22 protein-coding genes are annotated in these 18,593 nt (G+C 72.1%); 11 read left to right on the top strand and 11 right to left on the bottom strand.

The annotated features are described in order from the left end of the window. Positions 1 to 75 precede the first annotated feature (75 nt). Positions 76 to 600, top strand: a complete 525-nt coding sequence (locus K330_RS0116495) for a mycothiol transferase (protein WP_022922918.1) — start codon at positions 76 to 78, stop codon at positions 598 to 600. Here the strand turns inward: K330_RS0116495 and K330_RS21980 are convergent. The 3 genes from K330_RS21980 to K330_RS0116480 are packed head-to-tail and all read right to left on the bottom strand — an operon-like array spanning position 575 to position 2,463. Next, positions 575 to 1,360 carry an SDR family NAD(P)-dependent oxidoreductase gene (locus tag K330_RS21980; RefSeq protein WP_022922917.1) on the bottom strand — a complete coding sequence of 262 codons (786 nt, stop codon included), beginning with the start codon at positions 1,358 to 1,360 and terminating at the stop codon, positions 575 to 577. The genes K330_RS0116495 and K330_RS21980 overlap by 26 nt on opposite strands. Next, positions 1,360 to 2,235: an FHA domain-containing protein gene (locus K330_RS21975; protein WP_022922916.1), complete on the bottom strand. Its 876-nt coding sequence runs from the start codon at positions 2,233 to 2,235 to the stop codon at positions 1,360 to 1,362. Before K330_RS21975 ends, K330_RS21980 begins: the two co-directional genes overlap by 1 nt. A 6-nt stretch (positions 2,236 to 2,241) precedes the next feature. Continuing rightward, on the bottom strand, positions 2,242 to 2,463 hold the full coding sequence (locus K330_RS0116480) for a hypothetical protein (RefSeq protein WP_040658335.1): 222 nt from the start codon (positions 2,461 to 2,463) through the stop codon (positions 2,242 to 2,244). Between the two features lie 151 nt (positions 2,464 to 2,614). Between K330_RS0116480 and K330_RS21970 the strand changes: the two genes are divergently transcribed. From K330_RS21970 to K330_RS24700, 8 genes are all read left to right on the top strand, one after another. Further along, on the top strand, positions 2,615 to 3,187 hold the full coding sequence (locus K330_RS21970) for a 2'-5' RNA ligase family protein (protein ID WP_084617650.1): 573 nt from the start codon (positions 2,615 to 2,617) through the stop codon (positions 3,185 to 3,187). A gap of 18 nt (positions 3,188 to 3,205) precedes the next feature. Beyond that, positions 3,206 to 3,526, top strand: coding sequence for a putative quinol monooxygenase (locus tag K330_RS0116470; RefSeq protein ID WP_022922913.1), 321 nt, complete (start codon positions 3,206 to 3,208; stop codon positions 3,524 to 3,526). A 1-nt stretch (position 3,527) separates the two neighbouring features. Further along, entirely contained in the window at positions 3,528 to 3,878 is a 351-nt protein-coding gene (locus tag K330_RS0116465; protein ID WP_022922912.1) for a DUF2200 domain-containing protein, read from the top strand. A gap of 44 nt (positions 3,879 to 3,922) precedes the next feature. Beyond that, on the top strand, positions 3,923 to 4,819 hold the full coding sequence (locus K330_RS0116460) for an ABC transporter ATP-binding protein (protein WP_022922911.1): 897 nt from the start codon (positions 3,923 to 3,925) through the stop codon (positions 4,817 to 4,819). Further along, on the top strand, positions 4,819 to 5,613 hold the full coding sequence (locus K330_RS0116455) for an ABC transporter permease (RefSeq protein WP_022922910.1): 795 nt from the start codon (positions 4,819 to 4,821) through the stop codon (positions 5,611 to 5,613). Before K330_RS0116460 ends, K330_RS0116455 begins: the two co-directional genes overlap by 1 nt. 84 nt (positions 5,614 to 5,697) lie before the next feature. Further along, positions 5,698 to 7,065: an HNH endonuclease signature motif containing protein gene (locus K330_RS22965; RefSeq protein ID WP_022922909.1), complete on the top strand. Its 1,368-nt coding sequence runs from the start codon at positions 5,698 to 5,700 to the stop codon at positions 7,063 to 7,065. Between the two features lie 179 nt (positions 7,066 to 7,244). Beyond that, positions 7,245 to 8,255 (top strand): hypothetical protein, encoded by a 1,011-nt coding sequence (locus tag K330_RS0116445; RefSeq protein ID WP_156875853.1) that lies wholly within the window; start codon positions 7,245 to 7,247, stop codon positions 8,253 to 8,255. Positions 8,256 to 8,355: 100 nt separating this feature from the next. Next, entirely contained in the window at positions 8,356 to 9,345 is a 990-nt protein-coding gene (locus K330_RS24700) for a rolling circle replication-associated protein (protein ID WP_420329253.1), read from the top strand. 180 nt (positions 9,346 to 9,525) lie between these two features. Here K330_RS24700 and K330_RS0116425 read toward each other — a convergent pair whose 3' ends face one another. Further along, complete coding sequence (locus tag K330_RS0116425; protein WP_022922905.1) at positions 9,526 to 10,941, bottom strand: recombinase family protein; 1,416 nt, start codon at positions 10,939 to 10,941, stop codon at positions 9,526 to 9,528. A gap of 255 nt (positions 10,942 to 11,196) precedes the next feature. Here K330_RS0116425 and K330_RS0116420 point away from each other — a divergent pair, with 255 nt between their 5' ends. Continuing rightward, complete coding sequence (locus tag K330_RS0116420) at positions 11,197 to 11,496, top strand: hypothetical protein (protein WP_022922904.1); 300 nt, start codon at positions 11,197 to 11,199, stop codon at positions 11,494 to 11,496. An 87-nt stretch (positions 11,497 to 11,583) separates the two neighbouring features. Continuing rightward, positions 11,584 to 12,042: an SRPBCC family protein gene (locus K330_RS0116415; RefSeq protein ID WP_022922903.1), complete on the top strand. Its 459-nt coding sequence runs from the start codon at positions 11,584 to 11,586 to the stop codon at positions 12,040 to 12,042. A gap of 65 nt (positions 12,043 to 12,107) precedes the next feature. Here K330_RS0116415 and K330_RS21955 read toward each other — a convergent pair whose 3' ends face one another. The 7 genes from K330_RS21955 to K330_RS24390 are packed head-to-tail and all read right to left on the bottom strand — an operon-like array spanning position 12,108 to position 18,562. Next, positions 12,108 to 12,509, bottom strand: a complete 402-nt coding sequence (locus K330_RS21955; protein WP_022922902.1) for a DoxX family protein — start codon at positions 12,507 to 12,509, stop codon at positions 12,108 to 12,110. Between the two features lie 50 nt (positions 12,510 to 12,559). Continuing rightward, a complete protein-coding gene (locus K330_RS0116405; RefSeq protein ID WP_022922901.1) occupies positions 12,560 to 13,444 on the bottom strand; it encodes an SMP-30/gluconolactonase/LRE family protein in 885 nt (294 codons plus the stop codon). Next, the gene (locus tag K330_RS21950; protein ID WP_022922900.1) at positions 13,441 to 15,279 is read right to left on the bottom strand and encodes a sugar phosphate isomerase/epimerase and 4-hydroxyphenylpyruvate domain-containing protein; all 1,839 of its coding nucleotides are present in this window, start codon (positions 15,277 to 15,279) and stop codon (positions 13,441 to 13,443) included. Before K330_RS21950 ends, K330_RS0116405 begins: the two co-directional genes overlap by 4 nt. Then, positions 15,266 to 16,174: a shikimate dehydrogenase gene (locus K330_RS21945; RefSeq protein WP_022922899.1), complete on the bottom strand. Its 909-nt coding sequence runs from the start codon at positions 16,172 to 16,174 to the stop codon at positions 15,266 to 15,268. The genes K330_RS21950 and K330_RS21945 overlap by 14 nt, the downstream gene beginning before the upstream one ends. Then, positions 16,171 to 17,199, bottom strand: coding sequence for a DctP family TRAP transporter solute-binding subunit (locus K330_RS0116390; protein WP_022922898.1), 1,029 nt, complete (start codon positions 17,197 to 17,199; stop codon positions 16,171 to 16,173). The genes K330_RS21945 and K330_RS0116390 overlap by 4 nt, the downstream gene beginning before the upstream one ends. Before the next feature lie 44 nt (positions 17,200 to 17,243). Beyond that, complete coding sequence (locus K330_RS21940; protein WP_051145651.1) at positions 17,244 to 18,005, bottom strand: TRAP transporter large permease subunit; 762 nt, start codon at positions 18,003 to 18,005, stop codon at positions 17,244 to 17,246. Beyond that, entirely contained in the window at positions 18,002 to 18,562 is a 561-nt protein-coding gene (locus K330_RS24390; protein WP_229665730.1) for a TRAP transporter small permease, read from the bottom strand. The genes K330_RS21940 and K330_RS24390 overlap by 4 nt, the downstream gene beginning before the upstream one ends. Between the last annotated feature and the right edge of the window lie 31 nt (positions 18,563 to 18,593).

Raw genomic sequence — 18,593 nt, 5'->3', positions numbered from 1 at the left:
GGCCGGCGGGACCTGCGCCGCCGGGAAACGGCATACCGCGAGGATGTGATGTCGCTCACGTGCGAGGATCGGGTCATGACCTCCCCGATGTCGCACGTCCGGTCGGTCCTGCTCGACGGGTTCCAGCGCGTGGAGGACGGGGTCGCGTCGGTCCTGGAGGACCTCGACGCCGACGACCTGTGCTGGCGGCCCGACCCGGGCGCCAACCCGGTGGGCTGGCTGCTGTGGCACCTCAGCCGGCAGCAGGACGCGCAGCTCGCCGCGCTGGCCGAGGTGGAGCAGGTCTGGGCCGCGGACGGCTGGCACGACCGCCTCGGGCTGCCCTACGGTCCGCGCGCGTCGGGCTTCGGGCAGAGCGCCGAGGAGGTGGGTCGCTTCCGGGTCGAGGACCCCACGCTGCTCGGCGGGTATGCCGCAGCCGTGCACGGGCTGACCCGGCGCCTCCTCGACAGCCTGGAGGTCGAGGACCTGGACCGCGTCGTCGACACCCGCTGGGACCCGCCGGTCACGGTCGGGGTCCGTGTCTACTCCGTGCTGGAGGATGCCACCAAACACCTCGGCCAGGCGGAGTACGTCAAGGGGATGCTGGGCCGGCGCTGACGCCGGTCGCCGCGGGCTCGGCGCGGCCGGGGCGAGCGGTGCGGAAGGCGGCGGGGCCGACCACCGGCTCCCGGTCCACGATCCCGCGCAGCATGCGCGCGGCCACGGCGTCCGGGTCCAGGCCCGTCGGCATCGTGGGTTGGCGTCCGGCCAGCGCCCGCCCGGCCAGTCCGGTCTCGGTGTGCGGCGGGCGCAGGTCGATGACGTCCACCGCGTCGCGCCGCAGCTCGCGGGCCAACGAGGCCGAGGCGGCCGCCAGTCCTGCCTTGCTCGCGCCGTACGCCGCCATGCCGGGGTAGGACTCCTCGGCGACCACGCCGGTGATCTGGGCGACGAAGCCCCGGGACGCCTGCAGCAGGGGTACGGTGCGGCGCAGCAGCCACAGCGGCCCGACGAGGTTGGTCAGCACCAGCTGCTCGGCGACCTCGTCGGGGAGCTCGGCGACGGGCCCGAAGGTCACGACCCCGGCCGCGTTGACCAGCCCGTCGAGGCGACCGTCGTAGTGCTGCTCGACGACCGACCGCAGCCGGTCGCCGAGCGTCTCGTCGCCGAGGTCGCCCACCACCACCGAGCCCCCGCGGGCCAGCGGCCACAGCCGCTGCTCGTCGCGGCCGACGACCGTCACCACCGCCCCGGAGGCGTGGAGCAGCTCGACGAGACGGGAGCCCAGGGCGCCGGTGGCGCCGACGACCGCGACGTGGGCACCGAGCAGGTCCCGCGGCGGACGGCGGCGGACGGTCGGTGCTGCGGAGACCGCCATCACCAGTACCGCGGGCGGGGCTGGGGACGCTGCCGGGAGAACTCGCCGCCCTGGCGGCCGCCGTAGGGGCGCCCGTGGTCGGCGTACTCGTCCCGGACGTAGGCCAGCGAGAGCTCGCCGGCGCGCACGACCAGTCCGGTGCGCAGCCGGACCGGCTCCTCCACCGGGCGTCCGCCGACGAGCGTCAGCGCGCCGGGGACCGGGACCACCTCGTACTCGTCCGTGCTCGCGTCGCGCTCGACCCGGACGTGACCGGGCTGCAGCCCGGGGACGGTCAGGTCGTCCTCGGCCGCGCCGCCGACCGTGGTGACCCCGCGGCGCAGGTGCAGCACCTGGCGCTCCCCGCCCTGCTCCGGGGGGACGAGGTAGTAGACGAGCCTCGGGTCGCCGCCGCCCAGCGGGTCGTGGGTGGTGGTCACGTGCCGGCGGCGCGGGGGAGTGAACGTCGGGGTGAGCGGCCACGGCGTGGTCGGGGGCACCAGGCCCGCGAGGGCAGGAGCGCCGTCATCGCGGCGGCCGCGCAGCATCCGCAGCGCGCCACGGCGGTCGTGGACAGCCACATACGAGGACCCCGTCAGCACGCGGTCACCCACACGCTGCCGGACCCGGCCCAGGGACACCAGGGGGCCCGAGCCGGTGGCGACGACCACGGTGAGCCCGTCCTCGGCCAGCAGGCGGGCGAGGTCGCGGACGGTGTCCGCGGCCCGGCGGTACGACATACCCAAGGGCACCTCGCCCAGCCCGTCGAGCGTGAGGGTCAGGGTGGTCCCCGACCCGGTCAGGGAGGCCGAGAGCCGGCGTCCGGGGTCGTCGTCGGCGACACCGGTGTCGACCTGCAGGCGCAGGTCGGCCTCGAGGTGCAGCGTGGCGGTCATGGTCGATCAGGTCCCGGAGCCCGCGTGCTGCTGGTCCTCGGTGGTGATCCGCAGGGTGCCGTTGAGCTTCCACGTCGCCCGCGGGGCCTCGGGGCCGGTGTCGCGCGGCACCTCGACCGCCATGTCGACGAAGCTGTAGTTGATGGCGGCGCCCTGGCCGGTGAGGTAGGACCACATCTCCTTGGCGAGGTCGGTCCACGTTGCGTCGTGCCCGTGGCCGTCGTGCATCGCGCCGGTGGTCGTGGGGGTGAGCTGGTCGGTCATGGCTGCTCCTCGGGGTGCTGGATGGACAACGTTTGTCCAATGTTTGTTGAGCATAGATCCGCGCGGCGGTGCAGCGCAAGAGGAAAAGTGTCCAAGCCTTGTCTAGAGTTCGGGTATGCCGTCACCCTCACCCCCGGGTGCGGCGCCGGGAGGCGCCGTGCCCCGCCGCGCGCACTCCCTGGAGCTGGTCCTGGACGCCCCGTCGGACGCGGCGGTCCGGGACCGCTGGCGGCTCCTCGAGGAGGCGGGCGTCCCCTCGCTCGCACGCCACCCGGGCGCCACCCACCGGCCCCATGTGACGGTGGCGAGCGGTCCGCGTCCGATCGAGGAGGTGCTGCGCACCGCGGCCCGGCGGCTCGGCCCCCTTCTGCCGCTGGAGCTTCCCGTGGCAGCCCTCGCGCTCCTGGGCGCGCCGTCCCGGGTGACCCTGGTCGAGCTCGTCGTGCCGGCGGGACTCCTCCGGACGGCCCAGGAGGAGCTGGCCGGCCTGTGGCCGGGCGCCGACGACCGCCCGTGGCTGCCGCACGTCACACTGGCCCAGCGCCTCAACCCGGGGTCCGTCGCCCGCGCGCTGGAGGCCCTGGGCGGCGGGGCCGCCGGGGCGCCCACGCAGCGCCGTGCCGTCTCGCTGCGCTGGTGGGACCCCGACTCCGGCACCGTCACGCCCGTCACGGACAGCCAGCCCTGACGCTGCGAGGATGGGGGCATGTACCTCATCGTCGTGAAGTTCCCCGTCAGGCCCGAGTCCGCCGACCGCTGGACGGACATCGTCGCGGACTACACCGCCGCGTGCCGCGCGGAGGAGGGCAACCTCTTCTTCGAGTGGTCCCGCAGCGTGGAGGACCCGCACGAGTTCGTCCTCGTCGAGGCGTTCACCGACGAGGGGGCCGCGGCGCACGTGCAGAGCCCGCACTTCCAGCAGGGCATCGACGCGATGCGACCGCACATCACCGCCACGCCCAAGATCGTCTCCCGGCAGGTCGACGGGGACGGGTGGGACGCCATGGGCGAGCTGGCGATGGACTGACGTGAGCCGCATCTTCACCTCGCCCTTCGCCTCGGTCTACCCGCTCTACGTCGCCAAGCTGGAGCGCAAGGGTCGCAGCCGGGCCGAGCTCGACACCGTCATCGAGTGGCTGACCGGGTTCGACGCGGCCGCGCTGGAGCACCACCTGCAGGCCGGCACGACGTTCGAGGACTTCTTCGCCGCGGCCGACCTCAATCCCGCCACCGCGCTCATCACCGGCTCGGTGTGCGGGGTGAAGGTGCAGGAGGTCCAGGACCCGCTGATGCGTCAGATCCGCTACCTGGACAAGCTCGTCGACGAGCTGGCCAAGGGCAGGCCGCTGGAGAAGGTGCTGCGCACCGCGCCCGTGTGACCCGCGGCATACCGCCCGCCGCCGGTCGGTGGGACGGTGGAGGCATGATCGTGGTCGACGGACTGACCAAGGTGTACGGGGAGCACCGCGCGGTCGACGACGTGACCTTCTCCGTGGAGCCCGGGCGGGTCACCGGCTTCCTCGGACCCAACGGTGCGGGCAAGTCGACGACCCTGCGGATGCTGTGCGCCCTCACCCGGCCGACGTCGGGCAGCGCGCTGCTGCTGGGCAGGCGCTACGAAGACATCCCCAACCCGGGACGCACGGTCGGGGTCCTGCTGGACGCGTCCGCCCAGCACCCCGGGCGCACCGGGCGGGAGTCGCTCACGCTCAGCGCCCTGGCGATGGGGCTGGACCGGCGGCGGGTCGAGGAGATGCTGGAGCTGGTGGGGCTCACGCCCGCGGAGGCCCGGCGCCGGGTGGGGGCCTACTCCCTGGGTATGCGGCAGCGCCTGGGCATCGCCAACGCTCTGCTCGGCTCGCCCCGCATCCTGCTCCTGGACGAGCCGGCCAACGGGCTCGACCCCGCCGGGATCCGGTGGATGCGCACGCTGCTGAGCGACTTCACGAGCGCCGGCGGCGCCGCGCTGCTCTCCTCGCACCTGCTGCGCGAGGTGGAGGTCATCGCCGACGACCTCGTGGTCATCGGGCGCGGCCGCATCGTGGCCACCGGGAGCAAGGAGGAGCTGCTCGCCACGGCCGGCACGGTCGTGCGCTCCGACGACGACCGCGCCCTCGAGCAGGCGCTGCGGGCGCAGGGCCTGGAGCCGGTCCCGTCGGCCCGGGGCGGGATGGTGGTGGAGGCGCAGCCGGTCGAGGTCGGACGGGTCGCGGCGGCGCACCGCATACCCCTGAGCGAGCTGCGCCCGTCGGAGTCCGGCGGCCTGGAGGAGCGCTTCCTCGAGCTCACCGCCGCCGACGCCCGGGAAGGAGTCTCCTGATGACCACCGCCTCCCCGCAGCGCCCGGCCACGGTGCGGGGGCAGGAGGCGCCGGTGCGCGCCATACCCGTGCGGCGGCTTGTCCTGGTGGAGCTGCGCAAGGCGGTCGACACCCGCTCCGGTCTGTGGCTGCTGGCCGCGATCGGCGTGGCGAGCCTGGGGGCGCTGGTGATCTTCGGCGTCTTCGGACCCGCGGAGGAGCGGACCGTCTACGGCTTCGCCGGCATGGCGCTGCTGCCGCAGACGTTCCTGCTGCCCGTCCTGGGCATCCTGCTGGTGACCAGCGAGTGGAGCGCCCGGGCCGGGCTGGTGACCTTCACCCTCGAGCCCAGGCGCGGGCTGGTCGTGCTGGCCAAGACCGTGGCCGCCGTCGTGCTCGGGCTGGCCGGCCTGGCGCTCCTGCTGGTGGTCGCCGGAGCGGCGACCGCGCTCGCCGGCACCGGTGACCAGGCCTGGGACCTGGGTGCCCGCGACCTCGGGCATCTCGTGCTGCTGCAGCTGCTGGCGGTCCTGCAGGGTGTGGCCTTCGGGCTGCTGCTCATGAACAGCACCGCCGCGATCGTCCTCTACTTCGCGCTGCCGGTGGCGATGAACCTCCTCGTGCAGTTCGTCGCGGCGGTGCGTGACCACGCCGCGTGGTTCGACCTGGCGACCTCGCAGGCGCCGCTCTACACCCAGGCGCCGCTCACGGGTGAGCAGTGGGCTCAGCTGGGGGCAACGGCTCTGCTCTGGGTCGGGCTGCCCCTGCTCGTGGGCTACCTGCGGCTGCGCCGCCGGGAGATCACCACGGCGTGACCGGTCGGGCGGCCGGCGCCCGCCCCCGTACCCGCGTCGTCGCAGGTCAGCGGGTCTGTCGGTGGTGGCCTCTAGCGTGTAGGTATGTCGCAGCAGTGGGGCGGGGAGGTGCTCCGGACCGGCTTTGGCCGGCTCGTCGGGACCGGCACGCTGCCTGCGCCGAGGCCGGTGGGGGAGCGGGTCGCGGTCGCGCTGCGGGAGACGCAGCGGGAGGCGATCTTCGCCGAGGTGGCGGCGGGTGAGGCGGTGCTGCTGCAGGACGCCGAGGTGGCCTCGGGCCTGGACCAGGTCTCCCGGGCGTCGGCGACGCTGGAGCGGGCGCGGTTGCGGCTGGCGTGCGAGGCGGCCGAGCGGGGTCTGCACACCATCGACGGGTTCAGCCTGGTCGACTGGCTGGCCGCTCGCTGCCCCGACCTGGACGCGCGGGTGGTGCGTGACCTGGCGCGGGTGGCCGGGGCTGCCCGTGAGGGGGTGCACGCGCCGCTGGTGGCGGGGGTGCTGTCGGGGGGTATGCCGTTGGCCCGGGCGGCGCGGATGCACCGGGCGCTGGTGCGGATCCGCCGGGCGGTCACGCCCCTGGAATATGCCGAGGCGGTGCGGCTGCTGGCCGACGCGGGGTGCAACCCGTTGTTCGACGAGGGCGACGTCGAGGCGATCGTCGCCGCGCTGCTGCGGCGCTGCCTGCCCGAGAAGGACCACGAGGAGCGCAGGAAGGCCGCCCATCAGCTGCGGGACGTGCACGAGTCGAGCCTGGCCGACGGGTCGGTCAAGCGGATCATCATGACCTTCGGTGACGACGCGGACTACGAGGCGGTCAGGGCGATCCTGGCCTCGCCGTTGGCGGCGCCGGCCTCGCGCCAGGAGCGGGCGGCCACGGGTGAGCCGGATCTGCGCACGCCGGGCAACCGCCGGTATGACGCGTTGATGACCGTGCTGCGCCGGGGTGTGGCCGGCACGAAGGTCCAGCCCACCACGCCCAAGGCGATGCTCGTGCTCAGCATCGACTTCGAGACGTTGAAGCGGCAGCTGAGCGAGTCCGGGGGCCGTGAGCCGGGCTGCGGGGCGACCCTGGGAGGGGCGTCGGTCAGTGCGGAGTCGGTCCGCCGGCTGGCGTGCGAGGCCGACATCGTCCCGGTGGTGCTGGGCGGGCCGAGCGAGGTCCTGGACCAGGGCCGGCGGGTGCGCCTTGTCACGCCCGGGCAGCGGCTGCGCCTGGCCGCCCGGGACGGTGGCTGCACCATCCCGGGGTGCACCGTGCCGGCCACGTGGTGCGACGCCCACCACGTCGTGCCCTGGGCGCTCGGCGGTCGTTCTGACCTGTCTAACTACGCCAGCCGTTCGTACGACCCTCGGGACAGTGGAGCGTCGGGGCGCTGCCAATCTATGTGCCGCCGGTGGCACAGCATCGGCAAGCCGACTACTCGCGAAGCGACCCCCCTCAGGACGGGCTGACAGCCACTGAATCGAGGCCCTAGCGTTCGTGATGCTGGGCAGCGGAAGCGGGTGCAAGTCGTCAAACGGCATGAGTGCCTGTCGGTTAGTTGTACGGTCTTGCCATGTTGAGTGCTCTTATGCCGGGCGTCAGGCACGTCCGAAACCCATTGCTCATCGGGTGGGCGTGGCTGTATGCGGTGTATCTACTTATCGATCAGGCGCGGCTGGCGCAGTGGGCGGGGCATCCCATCGTGATGCGCTCTCAGGCATTGTTTGAATCGCTGGGTGCGGGATACGTCGTTGCCGCGCTGAGTATCGCAGCGTACCTAATAGGAACAATCGCTGTCGACATCACGGGCATCATCGGCGCGCGCGTCGCTAGGTCGGTATCAGGCCTTCTTGAACGGGTGATTCAAGGCAGTCGCGCCAAAATCGCCAGTACGCTTAACAGGCGTTGGTTTAGGATCTCGACTCCTGCCCACAATTTGCAGATGAGGCTTCGCGGGGAGTCCCCAGATATACGGGGCCTGATCCTGAACTATATTGCTGGGCAATACGCTCGCGCTGGCGCGCCGTCAGGCGCTTCCCTCGACTTCCCGCTGGAGTTGGTGCTTGAGCGCTTAGATGTGAGTGCCATGCAACTATGGGAGGATTCCGCAGAGCAATACCAAGAGATTGACCGGCTAAGGTCCGAAGCTGAGTTGCGGTTTGGTTTGATACTGCCGCTAGGGATCCTGGGCGGGGTTGTCTGCGCGGGCACTTCGTGGTGGAATGTTCCGTTCGTGCTCTTGCTATTGTTCTTCGTCCTTCGGCAGGCGGTCAGTTCCAGGCTACGCGCGCGCGAAATGGTCGCTACGCTTGCGTACTTAAACCAGGTGGAAGTGCCGATCGTTGCAGGAGCCATCGAGGTGGCCAAGGAATTGGTGAAGGACGTGGAAGATCCCTCGCGGGTTACGTGGGTGGGTGCCATGGCCGGTGGGCTGAGTGCAATCGGTGAATTCGAGGCATCGCAGGCCATAGTCGAGGAGGCGATCAGCGGCGGAATTGACGTCAGAGAGCCGTATTTTCATGCGATTGAAGATGTGGTTGCTGAGTGGGTTCCCGAACTGTGCTTCCTTATGGAAAGGATGCGGGAAGAAGCCGAGCGGGATAGCGCCAAGGCGCCGGACAGCGGGACAGAGGGCGATGCCGAAGGCAGCGCCTCTTGACTTGAAGTAGCAACGTAACTCGTGGGGGGTTCCGCTGAGTGATGGTGCTGTGGCAGCATGGCTGGTGCGCGAGACCGGCTGCGTTGGGCCACCCCACCGCATGCACAGATCAACTGCACACACATTGAGTGCCCTGCTCCCGGGGCAAGAGGGCGAGCCGTCGATCCACGGCAGGGACGTGCCGGTACACACGAGACATATCGAACGCAGCAGCGGGGACGCGCCGCAGGTGGCTTGGGCTCCACCTGCGGCTTTCTTGTGTCTCCGGCGCGCCTGTCGGGGAAGTGCTCACGGTGGGGCTGACGTCCTTGTCGGCTCGTCCTTCCGGGGTGGTCTCGTGTCTGTACGTGTTCCCGTTGTTGCTCCTGACCCTGCTTGGGGTCTAACCCTCGTCCCTGCCGCCGGGGAGGCGGGTGGGTCCTTTCGTTCGGCCTCGCGGCGTGATCGTCCGTACGTCCCACAGGGGCACGCCTCCGACCCGGTGCGCTCCGGCCAGGAGGCGGTCAAGCGCGCGCGGCGGCTGCTGCGGCAGTACTGCGCGGCCAACTCCATCACCCGGCTCGGGACGCTGACCTACGGTCCGCCCCGATGCTCGGACCCTGTGCTGCTGCGCGAGCACGTCGCATCGTTCTTCCGGGACCTTCGGGCCGGTCTCGGCGGTGATCCGTTCCCGTACGTGTGGGTGCCCGAGCTGCACAAGGACGGCGTGCACCTCCACGTGCACTTCGGCGTCGGCCGGTTCATACCACGCGGCAAGATCGAGGAGGCGTGGGGGCGCGGCTGGGTTCACATCAAACGCGTCTCGGACATGCCGGTCGGCTCGACCACGCGGGAGGAGGCCCGGCGGGCTGCCGGGTACATGTCGAAGTACGTGTCAAAGTCCTTCGACGGGGTTCAGGGAAAGGGGCTGCACCGGTACGAGGTCGCGCAGGGCTTTCAGCCGGAGAAGGTGCGCCTGGTCGGGGACAGCCGCGCGGAGGTTCTGTCGAAGGCCTGCGACGTCATGAGGGCTCATCCCACGGACGTCTGGCTCTCGGAGGACGTCGAGGACTGGGAGGCTCCTCCGGCGGTGTGGGCGGCATGGGCCTGAGTGGGCTGTCGCCGGAGGATCTGGCGGCGTGGGTAGCAGCCTCGTGTGAGGCTCAGGGTGTGCCCGAGCACGTCACGGACCCGCTGGTGGTATCCCGGGTGTCCGCGCTGCTGGGCCAGGTCCGCGCACCGGGTGCGCGCGCACCCGCGCAGCGGGAGCACGCACCGGGGCGGGACTGACCTACACGAGCCACACGGGGGCCACACGGTTCGGGTCGAACTTGCGCACTCCTGGGGTCATCGGGCGGATCACGGCATGGTCGAGGACGGTCTTGACGATCGCGTGCTGCCGCTCGAGGTTGAGGCCGGCCCACTGCTGGCGCAACTCCTGACCCTGGCCGGCCACCCTCGCCAGGGCGGTGTGCCCGTTCATCCTGTCCATCTGCCGGCGGGTGTTCTCGATGCGCTCCTCGATGGGCTTCTTGGCCGTGAGCCAGTCGCTCATGCGGATCTGCTTGGCGGCGTACGCCTGCGCCAGTTCCTGCATCTGCGCCTCGTCCTCCTCCAGGGCCTGGGACAGGACGGCGGTGCGCTCGTCGCTGCTGACCTTCCCGGCCAGGGCATCGGCCATCTGCGGGGAGTCCAGGCGGTGCAGCACGGCGTCGGCGATGAGCCGCTCGACCGGGTCGGCAACTACGGTCAACCGTCCGCAGCCGAAGTGGTCCGGCCCGGCCTGGCAGACGTAGCGGCGGGTGTCCCGGCGAGCGGAGGAGTAGAGCCGGTTGCCGCACCGGCCGCAGCGAAGCATCCCTGACAGCAGGTACCGCTGGGGTGCTCTCCTGCCGCTGCGCTTGCGGGCCTCGACGTGCGCGAGGACCTGGCGGTGCTGCTCCTCGGTGATGATCGGCTCCCACACGGCCTTGGCGACCTTGACGCCTCGGTGCTCGCGGTATCCGGCGATCCGCCCCGAAGTCAGGATCTGCTTGAGGGTCGAGGTCTGCCAGTTCCCTCCGCTGGTGGTCGCCACCCCTTCCTCCTTCAGCCAGACGCACAGTGAACGAGTGGACTCCCCGGCCAGGAAGCGGTCCACCAGTTGCCGGATGATCGCTGCCTCCTCGGGGACCAGGGTCACCGCGTCGGCGGCGTACCCGAACGGGCGGGTGCCGCTGCGGCGGGGCTTTCCCTCCAGGGCGTCCTGCTCCCACTTCCGCTCCATCCGGCGCGTCTTTGACGCTGACTCGTGGGAGGCGAACGCGCCCATCACCCGCGCCATCATCAGACCGTCGCCGGTGCCGATGTCGGTGTGCCCGGCGACGAACCGAACGTGCTTGACCGCTGCCGCGTCGAGGGCCTCGACGAACTCCTCCAACTCCTTCGGGCGTCGGGTCAGCCGGTCCATGTGGTAGCAGAGCACGCCGTCCACCAGGCCGTCGGCCAGGTCCGCGAGCATGCGCGCGTACTCGGGGCGAGGCTTGCCGGTGTAGGCCGACAGGTCGTTGTCGATGTAGGTGTCTGCCACGGTCCAGCCGAGGGACTCGGCCAGGTTCTGGCAGTCGGCCACCTGCCGCTGCACACCGGCTCCCACGCCCTCGGTGTCCTTGGAGATCCGTGCGTAGACCGCTGCCTTGCTCGGGGTGCCGCTCGCCCTGGTCGCCATGAGGTCACATTAGCGACGTCTGTCCAACTACGCCCTGCTCTGCCCGCGGCACCACACCTGGGTCCACGACCGGGCCCTGACCGCGACCGTCACCGCGCTCGGCGTCCGCTGGCACCTGAGATGACCCCGCCCCGCACCCGGCCACCCACCGGCCGGGTCACCAGCATGTCCGCGCGCGGTCCCGGCACGCAGCCGGTGGAGGCATCCCTGCACGCTCGTCCGCCGCCCAGGTCCACGCCCCTGCATCATCGACCCATGACCGAGGAGGACGAGCGCTGGCTCGTGGTGGACGGCAGACGGTGGCGCCGGCAGGACCCGGCCCTGCCCGCGGACGTGGCGGAGCGGCTGCTGTCCCACCTGGGTCGTGGGCGCTCCGGGGTGCGTGCCCTCCGCAGGTCGGGGGAGGACCCGGCACCCGCCCGACGCCGGGTCGACCTGGCCAAGCACGGGCTGGGCGAGCGGGGCACACCGTGGTGGGAGCAGGACGTGCAGGCGCGCCGGGCCCGTTGGGAGGACGCGCTGCGGCAGCTGGACGCCCTCGACGGACCCGGCTGACCAGCGGCGAGTCGGTTCGCCTCGCGGCGAGCGACAGGTCTGTGTTGCCTGGAGGGGACAACGTTCCCCGACATACGGAGGTATGCCATGGCTCAGGTCACCGAGTCCGTCGACGTCAACGTGCCGATCCGCGCGGCCTACGACCAGTGGACCCAGTTCGAGACCTTCCCGCAGTTCATGGAGGGCGTGGAGTCCGTGACCCAGCTCGACGACACCCGCAACCACTGGGTGGTGGAGATCGGCGGGGCGAAGCGGGAGTTCGACACCGAGATCACCGAGCAGCACCCCGAGGAGCGCGTCGCCTGGACCACGGTCGGCGGCGACGTGAAGCAGGCCGGCGTCGTGACCTTCCACAAGCTGGACGACACCACCACGCGCGTCACCATCCAGATGGACTGGGACCCCGAGGGGCTGGTCGAGAAGGCTGGCGCCGCCGTCGGGGTCGACGACCGACGCGTGAAGGGGGACGCGAAGCGCTTCAAGGAGTTCATCGAGGCCCGCGGCACCGAGACCGGGGCCTGGCGCGGCGACGTGCCGCGCGACTGACCGTCTGAGGCAGGCGCCCACGCACGACCGACCGGCCCCGCGCCGGCTGCCACGCGAGATGCGTGTCAGTCGGTGCGGGTCCTCCGGCGCAGCCACCCACCGCCGTAGAGCGCCCAGAGCACCAGCAGGGGCTGGAAGAAGAGCCGGACCAGGCGCTTGCGGTCGGTGTCCAGGCCGAAGGCGTCGGTGCCCTCGACATACTGGGCGACGTTGCCGGGGAAGATCATTACGAAGAAGGCGGCGAGCAGGCCGCCGACCAGCCGCCGACGTCGTGGCAGCGCGATGAACGAGGCGCCCAGCGCGATCTCGACGACGCCGCTGCCGACGACGGTCAGGTCCTCCTCCAGCGGGAACCACTCCGGCACCTGCGCCTGGAACTCCTCGCGCTGGGAGGTCAGGTGCGCCACTCCCGCACCGATCATGGCGGCGCCGAGGGCCACGCGGGCGAGGGTGCGGGGAAGCGACATGCGCGCCAGTGTAGGCGGGCGCGAGCCGTGCGCCGCCGGTGCGCCGACGCCTACAGGTCCAGGCGCAGCCGCACCAGCCGGCCGGTGGAGCCCAGCGTGACCAGCAGACCGCCCTCCTCGGCGGGGTCGACGACGACGTTCGTGGGGAAGGGGTCGTCCACGTCGACCTGGCCAACGACCTCCCCGTGGGGTGAGAGCGCCGTGAGCTGCCCGACGACCAGGGTCGCGACGACGAGGGTGCCGGAGGCGGTGACCGCCATCCCGTCGAGGCGGCACGGGTGGGGCAGCTGGTGCACCAACCGTGCCTGCCCCAGGTGTCCGGGACCGAGCACCTCCCAGGCCCACACCTGCGCGCTCTGCGACTCGGTGACGTAGAGCGTCCTGCCGTCGGGGCTCAGGCCGATGCCGTTGGGCCGCCCGAACCGTGGGTAGGCGGCCGTCCCGAGGTCACCGTCGGGGCCGCACCAGTAGACGCCACCGTGCTCCTGGTGGTCGACGAACCGTCGGCCCAGGTCGGTGAACCAGAAGCCACCGTCGGCGGACGGGCCCGCGGTCGGCAGGGCGACGTCGTTCGGGGCGCTGACCCGCGACCTGGCTCCCCAGGGCACCAGCGGCGTGACCTGGCCGGTCTGTGGCTGCAGCAGCGCCACCCCGCCGCGGGCATCACGTCCGAAGGCCAGGCCGGGGTGCAGCCGGCCCTCGTGGCGCTCGAAGCCGAGCCCGCCGTTGAGACAGACCACCAGCTCGCCCTCGGGGGTCAGGGCCAGGCCGTTGGGGCCGGGACCGCACGGGACGCTCCGGCGCGAGCCGTCCGGCTCCAGGAAGGTCACGAGGTCGGCGGCCATCTCCACGACCGCGACCGACCCGTCGGGCAGGACCACGGGGCCCTCGGGAAAGGCCAGCCCGTCCGCCAGCTGCTCGAGCCGCGCAGTCATGCCTCCGGCCCGGTGCGGGACTGCGCGGCGAGACGGAAGGGGGCGTTGCGGGCCCCGAACCCGGTGTAGCCGTCGACCCGCTGGACGAACTCCAGGAACACCCCGCCGACCGTGCGGGTGAACAGCTGCAGATACCTTCCCCGGCCCGTCTGGTCGACCAGGATCCCCCGTGAGCGCCAGGCCGCGAGCTGGTCCTCCGGGACCGCGTAGAGCGCCTCGAGGTCCTCGTAGTAGTTGTCGCCGACGTGGAGCAGGGGGACGTCCGCGGCGAGCAGGTGGTCCGCCGTCGCCAGCAGGTCGGAGGTCGCGAACGCGACGTGCTGCGTGCCGTCGCGCCCCGACGGTCCCTCCTCGGCGGCGCGGCGGGGCTGGACGTTGAGCACCACCGACACCTCGCGGCCGCAGCTGGTCATCGCCTGCGAGCGGACGAGCCCGTAGGGATCGGGCACGTCGTTGCTGGCCTGGCTGTCCAGTCCGCCGACGGCCTTCCAGAACAGGGTCGCCCCGTCGAACTCGTACCACGGCTGGGTCAGGGCCACGTGGTCGATCCCGAGCAGGCCCGGCACGCCGCCGTGCGCGGGGTCGCCGACGGGCGTGCGCGGCGGGCAGAAGGTCACGCGTGTGGTGTCGGGAGCGTCGACCGCCTGCAGGGGTTGGCCGAGCGCCTCGACGGAGACCACCTCGCAGCCGAGCTGGCGGGCCCGGACGGCGGCACGGCCGGGATCGGGGACCCGCACACCCAGGCCGCTCACCCGGGCGCGGTCCGCGCCGCTGGGTCGCGTCGCCAGCCAGACGTCCTCGTGCACCCAGGCCGTCGCGTCCGGGGCCGTCCGGTCGCGGGCGAAGCCCACCCGGTCGATCAGGCCGGCCAGCGCACCGTCGTCCTCGTCGTCGAACTCGACGAACGCCAGGCCGCCGGGCGTGGTCGGCGGTGCGACCGGGGCGAGCATCGCCTCCACCCGGTCCAGCTCGTGCGCGGCGGCCCGCACGCCCGAGGACCGGCGTTCCCCGATCCGGCGCCGCATGACGTCCTGCAGGTGCAGCAGCGAGCGGTGCGCGTCGCGGGCGGTCTGCAGGGCTGGAGCCTGCCGGAAGGTGTCGTTGAACACCTCGAGGGAGAGGGGGCCGTCGTAGCCGGCGAGGAGGGCGTTGAGCGCGACGGAGGCCACGTCCAGCCCGCCCTGCCCGGGGAAGCACCGGTAGTGACGGCTCCAGGGCAGGACGTCCATCTCCAGGCGCGGCGCGTCCGCCAGCTGCAGGAAGAAGACGAGGGCGCCGGGGATGTCCAGGATCCCCGCCGGGTCGATCCCGCGGGAGAGGATGTGGAAGCTGTCCAGGCAGGTGCCCACGGCCGGGTGGTCCGCCGCCTGCGCCACCCGGGCCGCGACGCGGTAGTCGTCGACGTGCCGCCCCCACGCCAGCGCCTCGTACGCGATCCGGGCGCCGTGCTCCGTGGCGGCGTCCCCGAGGGTATGGAGCTGGGCGGCGAGCTCGTCCCGGTCGGCGACCGCGTCGTCCCCGACGCTGGAGCACACCAGCATCAGGTCGACCCCGAGCCGCTCCATGAGACCGAACTTGCGGCGGGCGCGCTCCAGGTTGGCCGCGAGCCGGGCGGGGTCGCGCGAGTCCAGGTCGCGGAAGGGCTGGAAGAGGTTGATCCGCAGGCCCAGGTCGGCGCAGCGGCGCCGTATCTCCTCGGGCGGCTGGCGGCTCGCGAGCAGGTCGTGCTCGAAGATCTCGACCGCGCCGAAACCGGCGGCGGAGGCGGCCTCGAGCTTCTCGACCAGCGTGCCGCTGAGCGACACCGTCGCCACCGACGTCTCAAGCGTGGGCATCCTGGCGTCCTTCCGTGTCGACGAGGCGGGCGAAGTCCGCGGCGACGGCGTCCGGGTCGGCCCGGACGCCGGTGAAGAGGGCGAACGAGTCGACGGCCTGCCCGATCGCCATGCCCGCTCCCGTCGCGACCCGGCAGCCGCGGGCCCGGGCGGCCCGGACCAGCTCGGTGACCAGCGGCCGGTAGACCACGTCGACCACCCAGTGCCGGGGGTCGAGCAGGTCGGGGTCGAAGGGCGTCCCCGGGTGCTGGGCCATCCCGACCGGGGTGCAGTTGACCACCCCGTCGGCCCGGGACAGCTGCGCCGGCAGGTCGCCGAGGCCCGCGCTGACCACCTCGGCACCCGTCGCGCCGGCCACGCTCGTGGCCAGCGCGGCAGCTCTGCCCGGGTCGAGGTCGGCGACGACGAGGCGCCCCGCCCCGAGGCTGACCAGGGCGTGGGCGACCGCGGCGCCGGCCCCGCCGGCGCCCACCTGCACGACCTGCCCCAGCGCCACCTCGGGCATGTCCCGGGCGAAGCCGTGCGCGAAGCCCGTGACGTCGGTGTTGTGCCCGACGACCCGGCCGCCGTCGAAGACGACCGTGTTGATCGCCCCGATCGTGGCCGCCTCGGCGGACAGCTCGTCGACGTGCTCCACCGCCAGCCGCTTGCACGGGTGGGTGATGTTCAGGCCCGAGAACCCGAGCAGCCCGGCGGGCCGGATCAGCCCCACCCCCTCCTCGGGGCTGAGGCCGAGGGCCGTGAGGTCCGTGCGGCGGTAGACGTACGGCATACCCCGCCGGTCTGCCTCCGCCTCGTGCATCGCGGGCGTCAGGGACTCCCCGATGCCGCTGCCGATGAGCCCGCAGACGAAGCGGGTCCCGGCAACCGGCACCGGGGACGGCTGGATGGTCATCCGCCGATGGAGCTCTGGATGGTCTGGTAGAGCTCGAGCGTGTCGCCCTCGAGGTTCTGCTCGAAGTACTCCTGGGCGCGGGTGCGGAAGGCGTCCACGTCGACGTCCTCGACGATCTCCATGTCGCCGCTGCTGCGCCACTTCTCCAGCGCCTCGGCCTCGGTCTCCTCGACGCAGCCGGGCACCTGCGCCACGGCCTCGGTCACCGCCTCCTGCAGGGCGGTCTGCTGCTCCTCGGTGAGCTCCTCCCAGACCGGTCCCACGATGACGAGGTTGAAGTTGAGCTGGTGGCCCGACAGGCTCAGGTAGTCCTGGACCTCCGCCAGGCTGATGGCGTCGATGTTGACGATCGGGTTCTCCTGACCGTCGACGGTGCCCTGCTGCAGCGCCAGGTAGAGCTCCTCGTAGGCGACCTCGGTGGCCTCGGCCCCCATCGCCTCGGCGTTCATGAGGAACTGCGGGGAGTTGGGGAAGCGCATGCGCAGCCCCTGCAGGTCCTCGGGGGTGCGGATCGGCTGGTTCGCCGTGAAGTGCCGGGCACCGGCCGACCACGCGCCGAGCACGGTGACGCCCGAGGCCTCGGTGAAAGCGTCGCGCATCTGCTGCGAGTCCTCACCGGCGACGAAGTCGCTGAGCTGCTGGCCGTCCTCGAAGACGTACGCGCCGTCGATGATGCCGATGGGGTCGTAGACGGCGCCGAGGGCCGAGGCGCCCTGGATGTCCATGTCGATGTCGCCGGAGACGACGGCGGAGATGCGGTCGGCGTCGCCGCCGAGCTGGCTCCCGCCGAAGATCTCGACCTCCAGGCCGACGTCCGCGGCGGCGACCTCCTCGGCGATGACCTGGGCGCCGCACTCGGACTGCGGCTGGGTGTCGGTGTAGCTGTGCGCCAGCCGCAGCGTGCGGGTGTCCCCGTCGCCACCGGTGCCGGCGGCGCCGTCACCTCCGTCGTCGTTGCCGCAGGCGGCGAGGGTGAGGGGCAGGGCGAACGCCGTCACGACGGCGAGGGTGCGGGTGCTGCGCATGAGGTTCTCCTTCGATCTCGGGTATGCAGTGGGTGGGCGGTGTGTCACAGGCCCAGCCGGCCGGGGAGCCAGAGGGCGATGTCGGGGACGAGGATGATGAGGACGAGCAGGACCAGCAGGGGGACGATGAACGGCGCGGTCCCGCGGAACACCTGGCCCACGGGCACGCGCAGCGTGGCGGACAGGACGAACAGCACCGTGCCGACGGGCGGGGTCAGCAGGCCGATCATCAGCGAGAGGATCATCACGACGCCGAGCAGGATCGGGTCGACCTCCAGCAGCTTGGCGATCGGCAGCAGCATGGGGATGACCAGCACCAGCACGGCGGTGGCGTCCATGACGGTGCCCAGCAGCAGCATCAGCACGGCGACGATGACCAGGTAGACGGTGCCGTTCTCGGTGAAGCCGAGCACGGCCTCGCTGAGCAGCTGCGGCACCCGTTCCAGGGACAGGATGTAGCCCAGCAGGGCGGCCGAGGCGACGATCATCATGATGGACGCCGTCGTGGACACGGTCTCCGACAGCAGCCGGGGGATGTCCCGCAGCCGGATCGCCCGGTAGGCCAGACCCAGCAGGAACATGTAGGCGGCGCCGATCGCGGCGGCCTCGGTGGGGGTGAACGCGCCGGAGAGGATGCCGCCGAGGATGATCACGGGGGCCAGGGCGGGGCCCAGCACTCCTCGCGTCGCGGCGCCCAGGCGGCCCCGGTCGAAGGGGATGCGCTGGATCTTCTCGTCCCCGCGGGTGAGCAGCCACACGACGACGCACAGCCCCACGATCGAGAGCAGCAGCAGCGCGACGGTCACCGGACCGCCCCTTCCTCGCCGCCGACGGCCGCGCCCAGGGTGGTGCCCGGTGCGCCGTGCCGGGCGACCTGGAAGGCGCCGACCAGGGCCCTGACGGTCAGGCTGGCGAAGCCGAGCGCCGGGATGACGAAGAGCCAGGACATGGGCATGTCCATGGCCGGTGAGCTCAGCCGGCGCTGCGTCTGCACGAGGTTGGCGGCCTCGGCGAAGCCGCCGACCCCGACGGCGGCGACCACCAGGAGCGCGAAGACGTGGACGGCGGTGCGGACCCGGTCGTTGCGGACGGAGTCCACGAGCTGCAGCGTGATGTGCTCGTCCCGCGTCAGGAGCACCCCGACGGCCGAGAAGGTCAGCCAGACCAGGGAGAAGCGCGCGAGCTCACCCGTGAAGGAGAGGCCGCCCCACGGGCTGTAGCGCTGCAGGGCCTGGACGAGCACCGAGGCGAAGATCAGCAGCAGCGCGACGGAGCCGATGGCCAGCTCGAGCCGACCCAGCCACGCCACCCACCCCGGGCGGGGGGTGGGGCCGCCGGCTGGTGGGGCGGGTGTCGGGGGCACCGAAGACTCCTTCGTCCGTCGGCCGGGCGGC

Source organism: Ornithinimicrobium pekingense DSM 21552 (assembly GCF_000421185.1).
Taxonomy (GTDB): Bacteria; Actinomycetota; Actinomycetes; order Actinomycetales; family Dermatophilaceae; genus Ornithinicoccus; species Ornithinicoccus pekingensis.
The sequence above is the reverse complement of the archived record's forward strand: the minus strand, read 5'-3'. Positions and strand labels throughout refer to the sequence as shown.

Bases quoted from the DNA above. Each gene is read 5' to 3' on its own strand.
- K330_RS0116420 (WP_022922904.1), top strand. From the start codon at position 11,197: ATGACCGAGGAGGACGAGCGCTGGCTCGTGGTGGACGGCAGACGGTGG.
- K330_RS24700 (WP_420329253.1), top strand. From the start codon at position 8,356: ATGCACAGATCAACTGCACACACATTGAGTGCCCTGCTCCCGGGGCAA.
- K330_RS21980 (WP_022922917.1), bottom strand. From the start codon at position 1,360: ATGGCGGTCTCCGCAGCACCGACCGTCCGCCGCCGTCCGCCGCGGGAC.
- K330_RS21970 (WP_084617650.1), top strand. From the start codon at position 2,615: ATGCCGTCACCCTCACCCCCGGGTGCGGCGCCGGGAGGCGCCGTGCCC.
- K330_RS0116480 (WP_040658335.1), bottom strand. From the start codon at position 2,463: ATGCACGACGGCCACGGGCACGACGCAACGTGGACCGACCTCGCCAAG.
- K330_RS0116405 (WP_022922901.1), bottom strand. From the start codon at position 13,444: ATGACTGCGCGGCTCGAGCAGCTGGCGGACGGGCTGGCCTTTCCCGAG.
- K330_RS0116455 (WP_022922910.1), top strand. From the start codon at position 4,819: ATGACCACCGCCTCCCCGCAGCGCCCGGCCACGGTGCGGGGGCAGGAG.
- K330_RS0116495 (WP_022922918.1), top strand. From the start codon at position 76: ATGACCTCCCCGATGTCGCACGTCCGGTCGGTCCTGCTCGACGGGTTC.
- K330_RS22965 (WP_022922909.1), top strand. From the start codon at position 5,698: ATGTCGCAGCAGTGGGGCGGGGAGGTGCTCCGGACCGGCTTTGGCCGG.
- K330_RS0116390 (WP_022922898.1), bottom strand. From the start codon at position 17,199: ATGCGCAGCACCCGCACCCTCGCCGTCGTGACGGCGTTCGCCCTGCCC.
- K330_RS21945 (WP_022922899.1), bottom strand. From the start codon at position 16,174: ATGACCATCCAGCCGTCCCCGGTGCCGGTTGCCGGGACCCGCTTCGTC.
- K330_RS0116425 (WP_022922905.1), bottom strand. From the start codon at position 10,941: ATGGCGACCAGGGCGAGCGGCACCCCGAGCAAGGCAGCGGTCTACGCA.
- K330_RS0116460 (WP_022922911.1), top strand. From the start codon at position 3,923: ATGATCGTGGTCGACGGACTGACCAAGGTGTACGGGGAGCACCGCGCG.
- K330_RS0116415 (WP_022922903.1), top strand. From the start codon at position 11,584: ATGGCTCAGGTCACCGAGTCCGTCGACGTCAACGTGCCGATCCGCGCG.
- K330_RS21975 (WP_022922916.1), bottom strand. From the start codon at position 2,235: ATGACCGCCACGCTGCACCTCGAGGCCGACCTGCGCCTGCAGGTCGAC.
- K330_RS0116470 (WP_022922913.1), top strand. From the start codon at position 3,206: ATGTACCTCATCGTCGTGAAGTTCCCCGTCAGGCCCGAGTCCGCCGAC.
- K330_RS21950 (WP_022922900.1), bottom strand. From the start codon at position 15,279: ATGCCCACGCTTGAGACGTCGGTGGCGACGGTGTCGCTCAGCGGCACG.
- K330_RS21955 (WP_022922902.1), bottom strand. From the start codon at position 12,509: ATGTCGCTTCCCCGCACCCTCGCCCGCGTGGCCCTCGGCGCCGCCATG.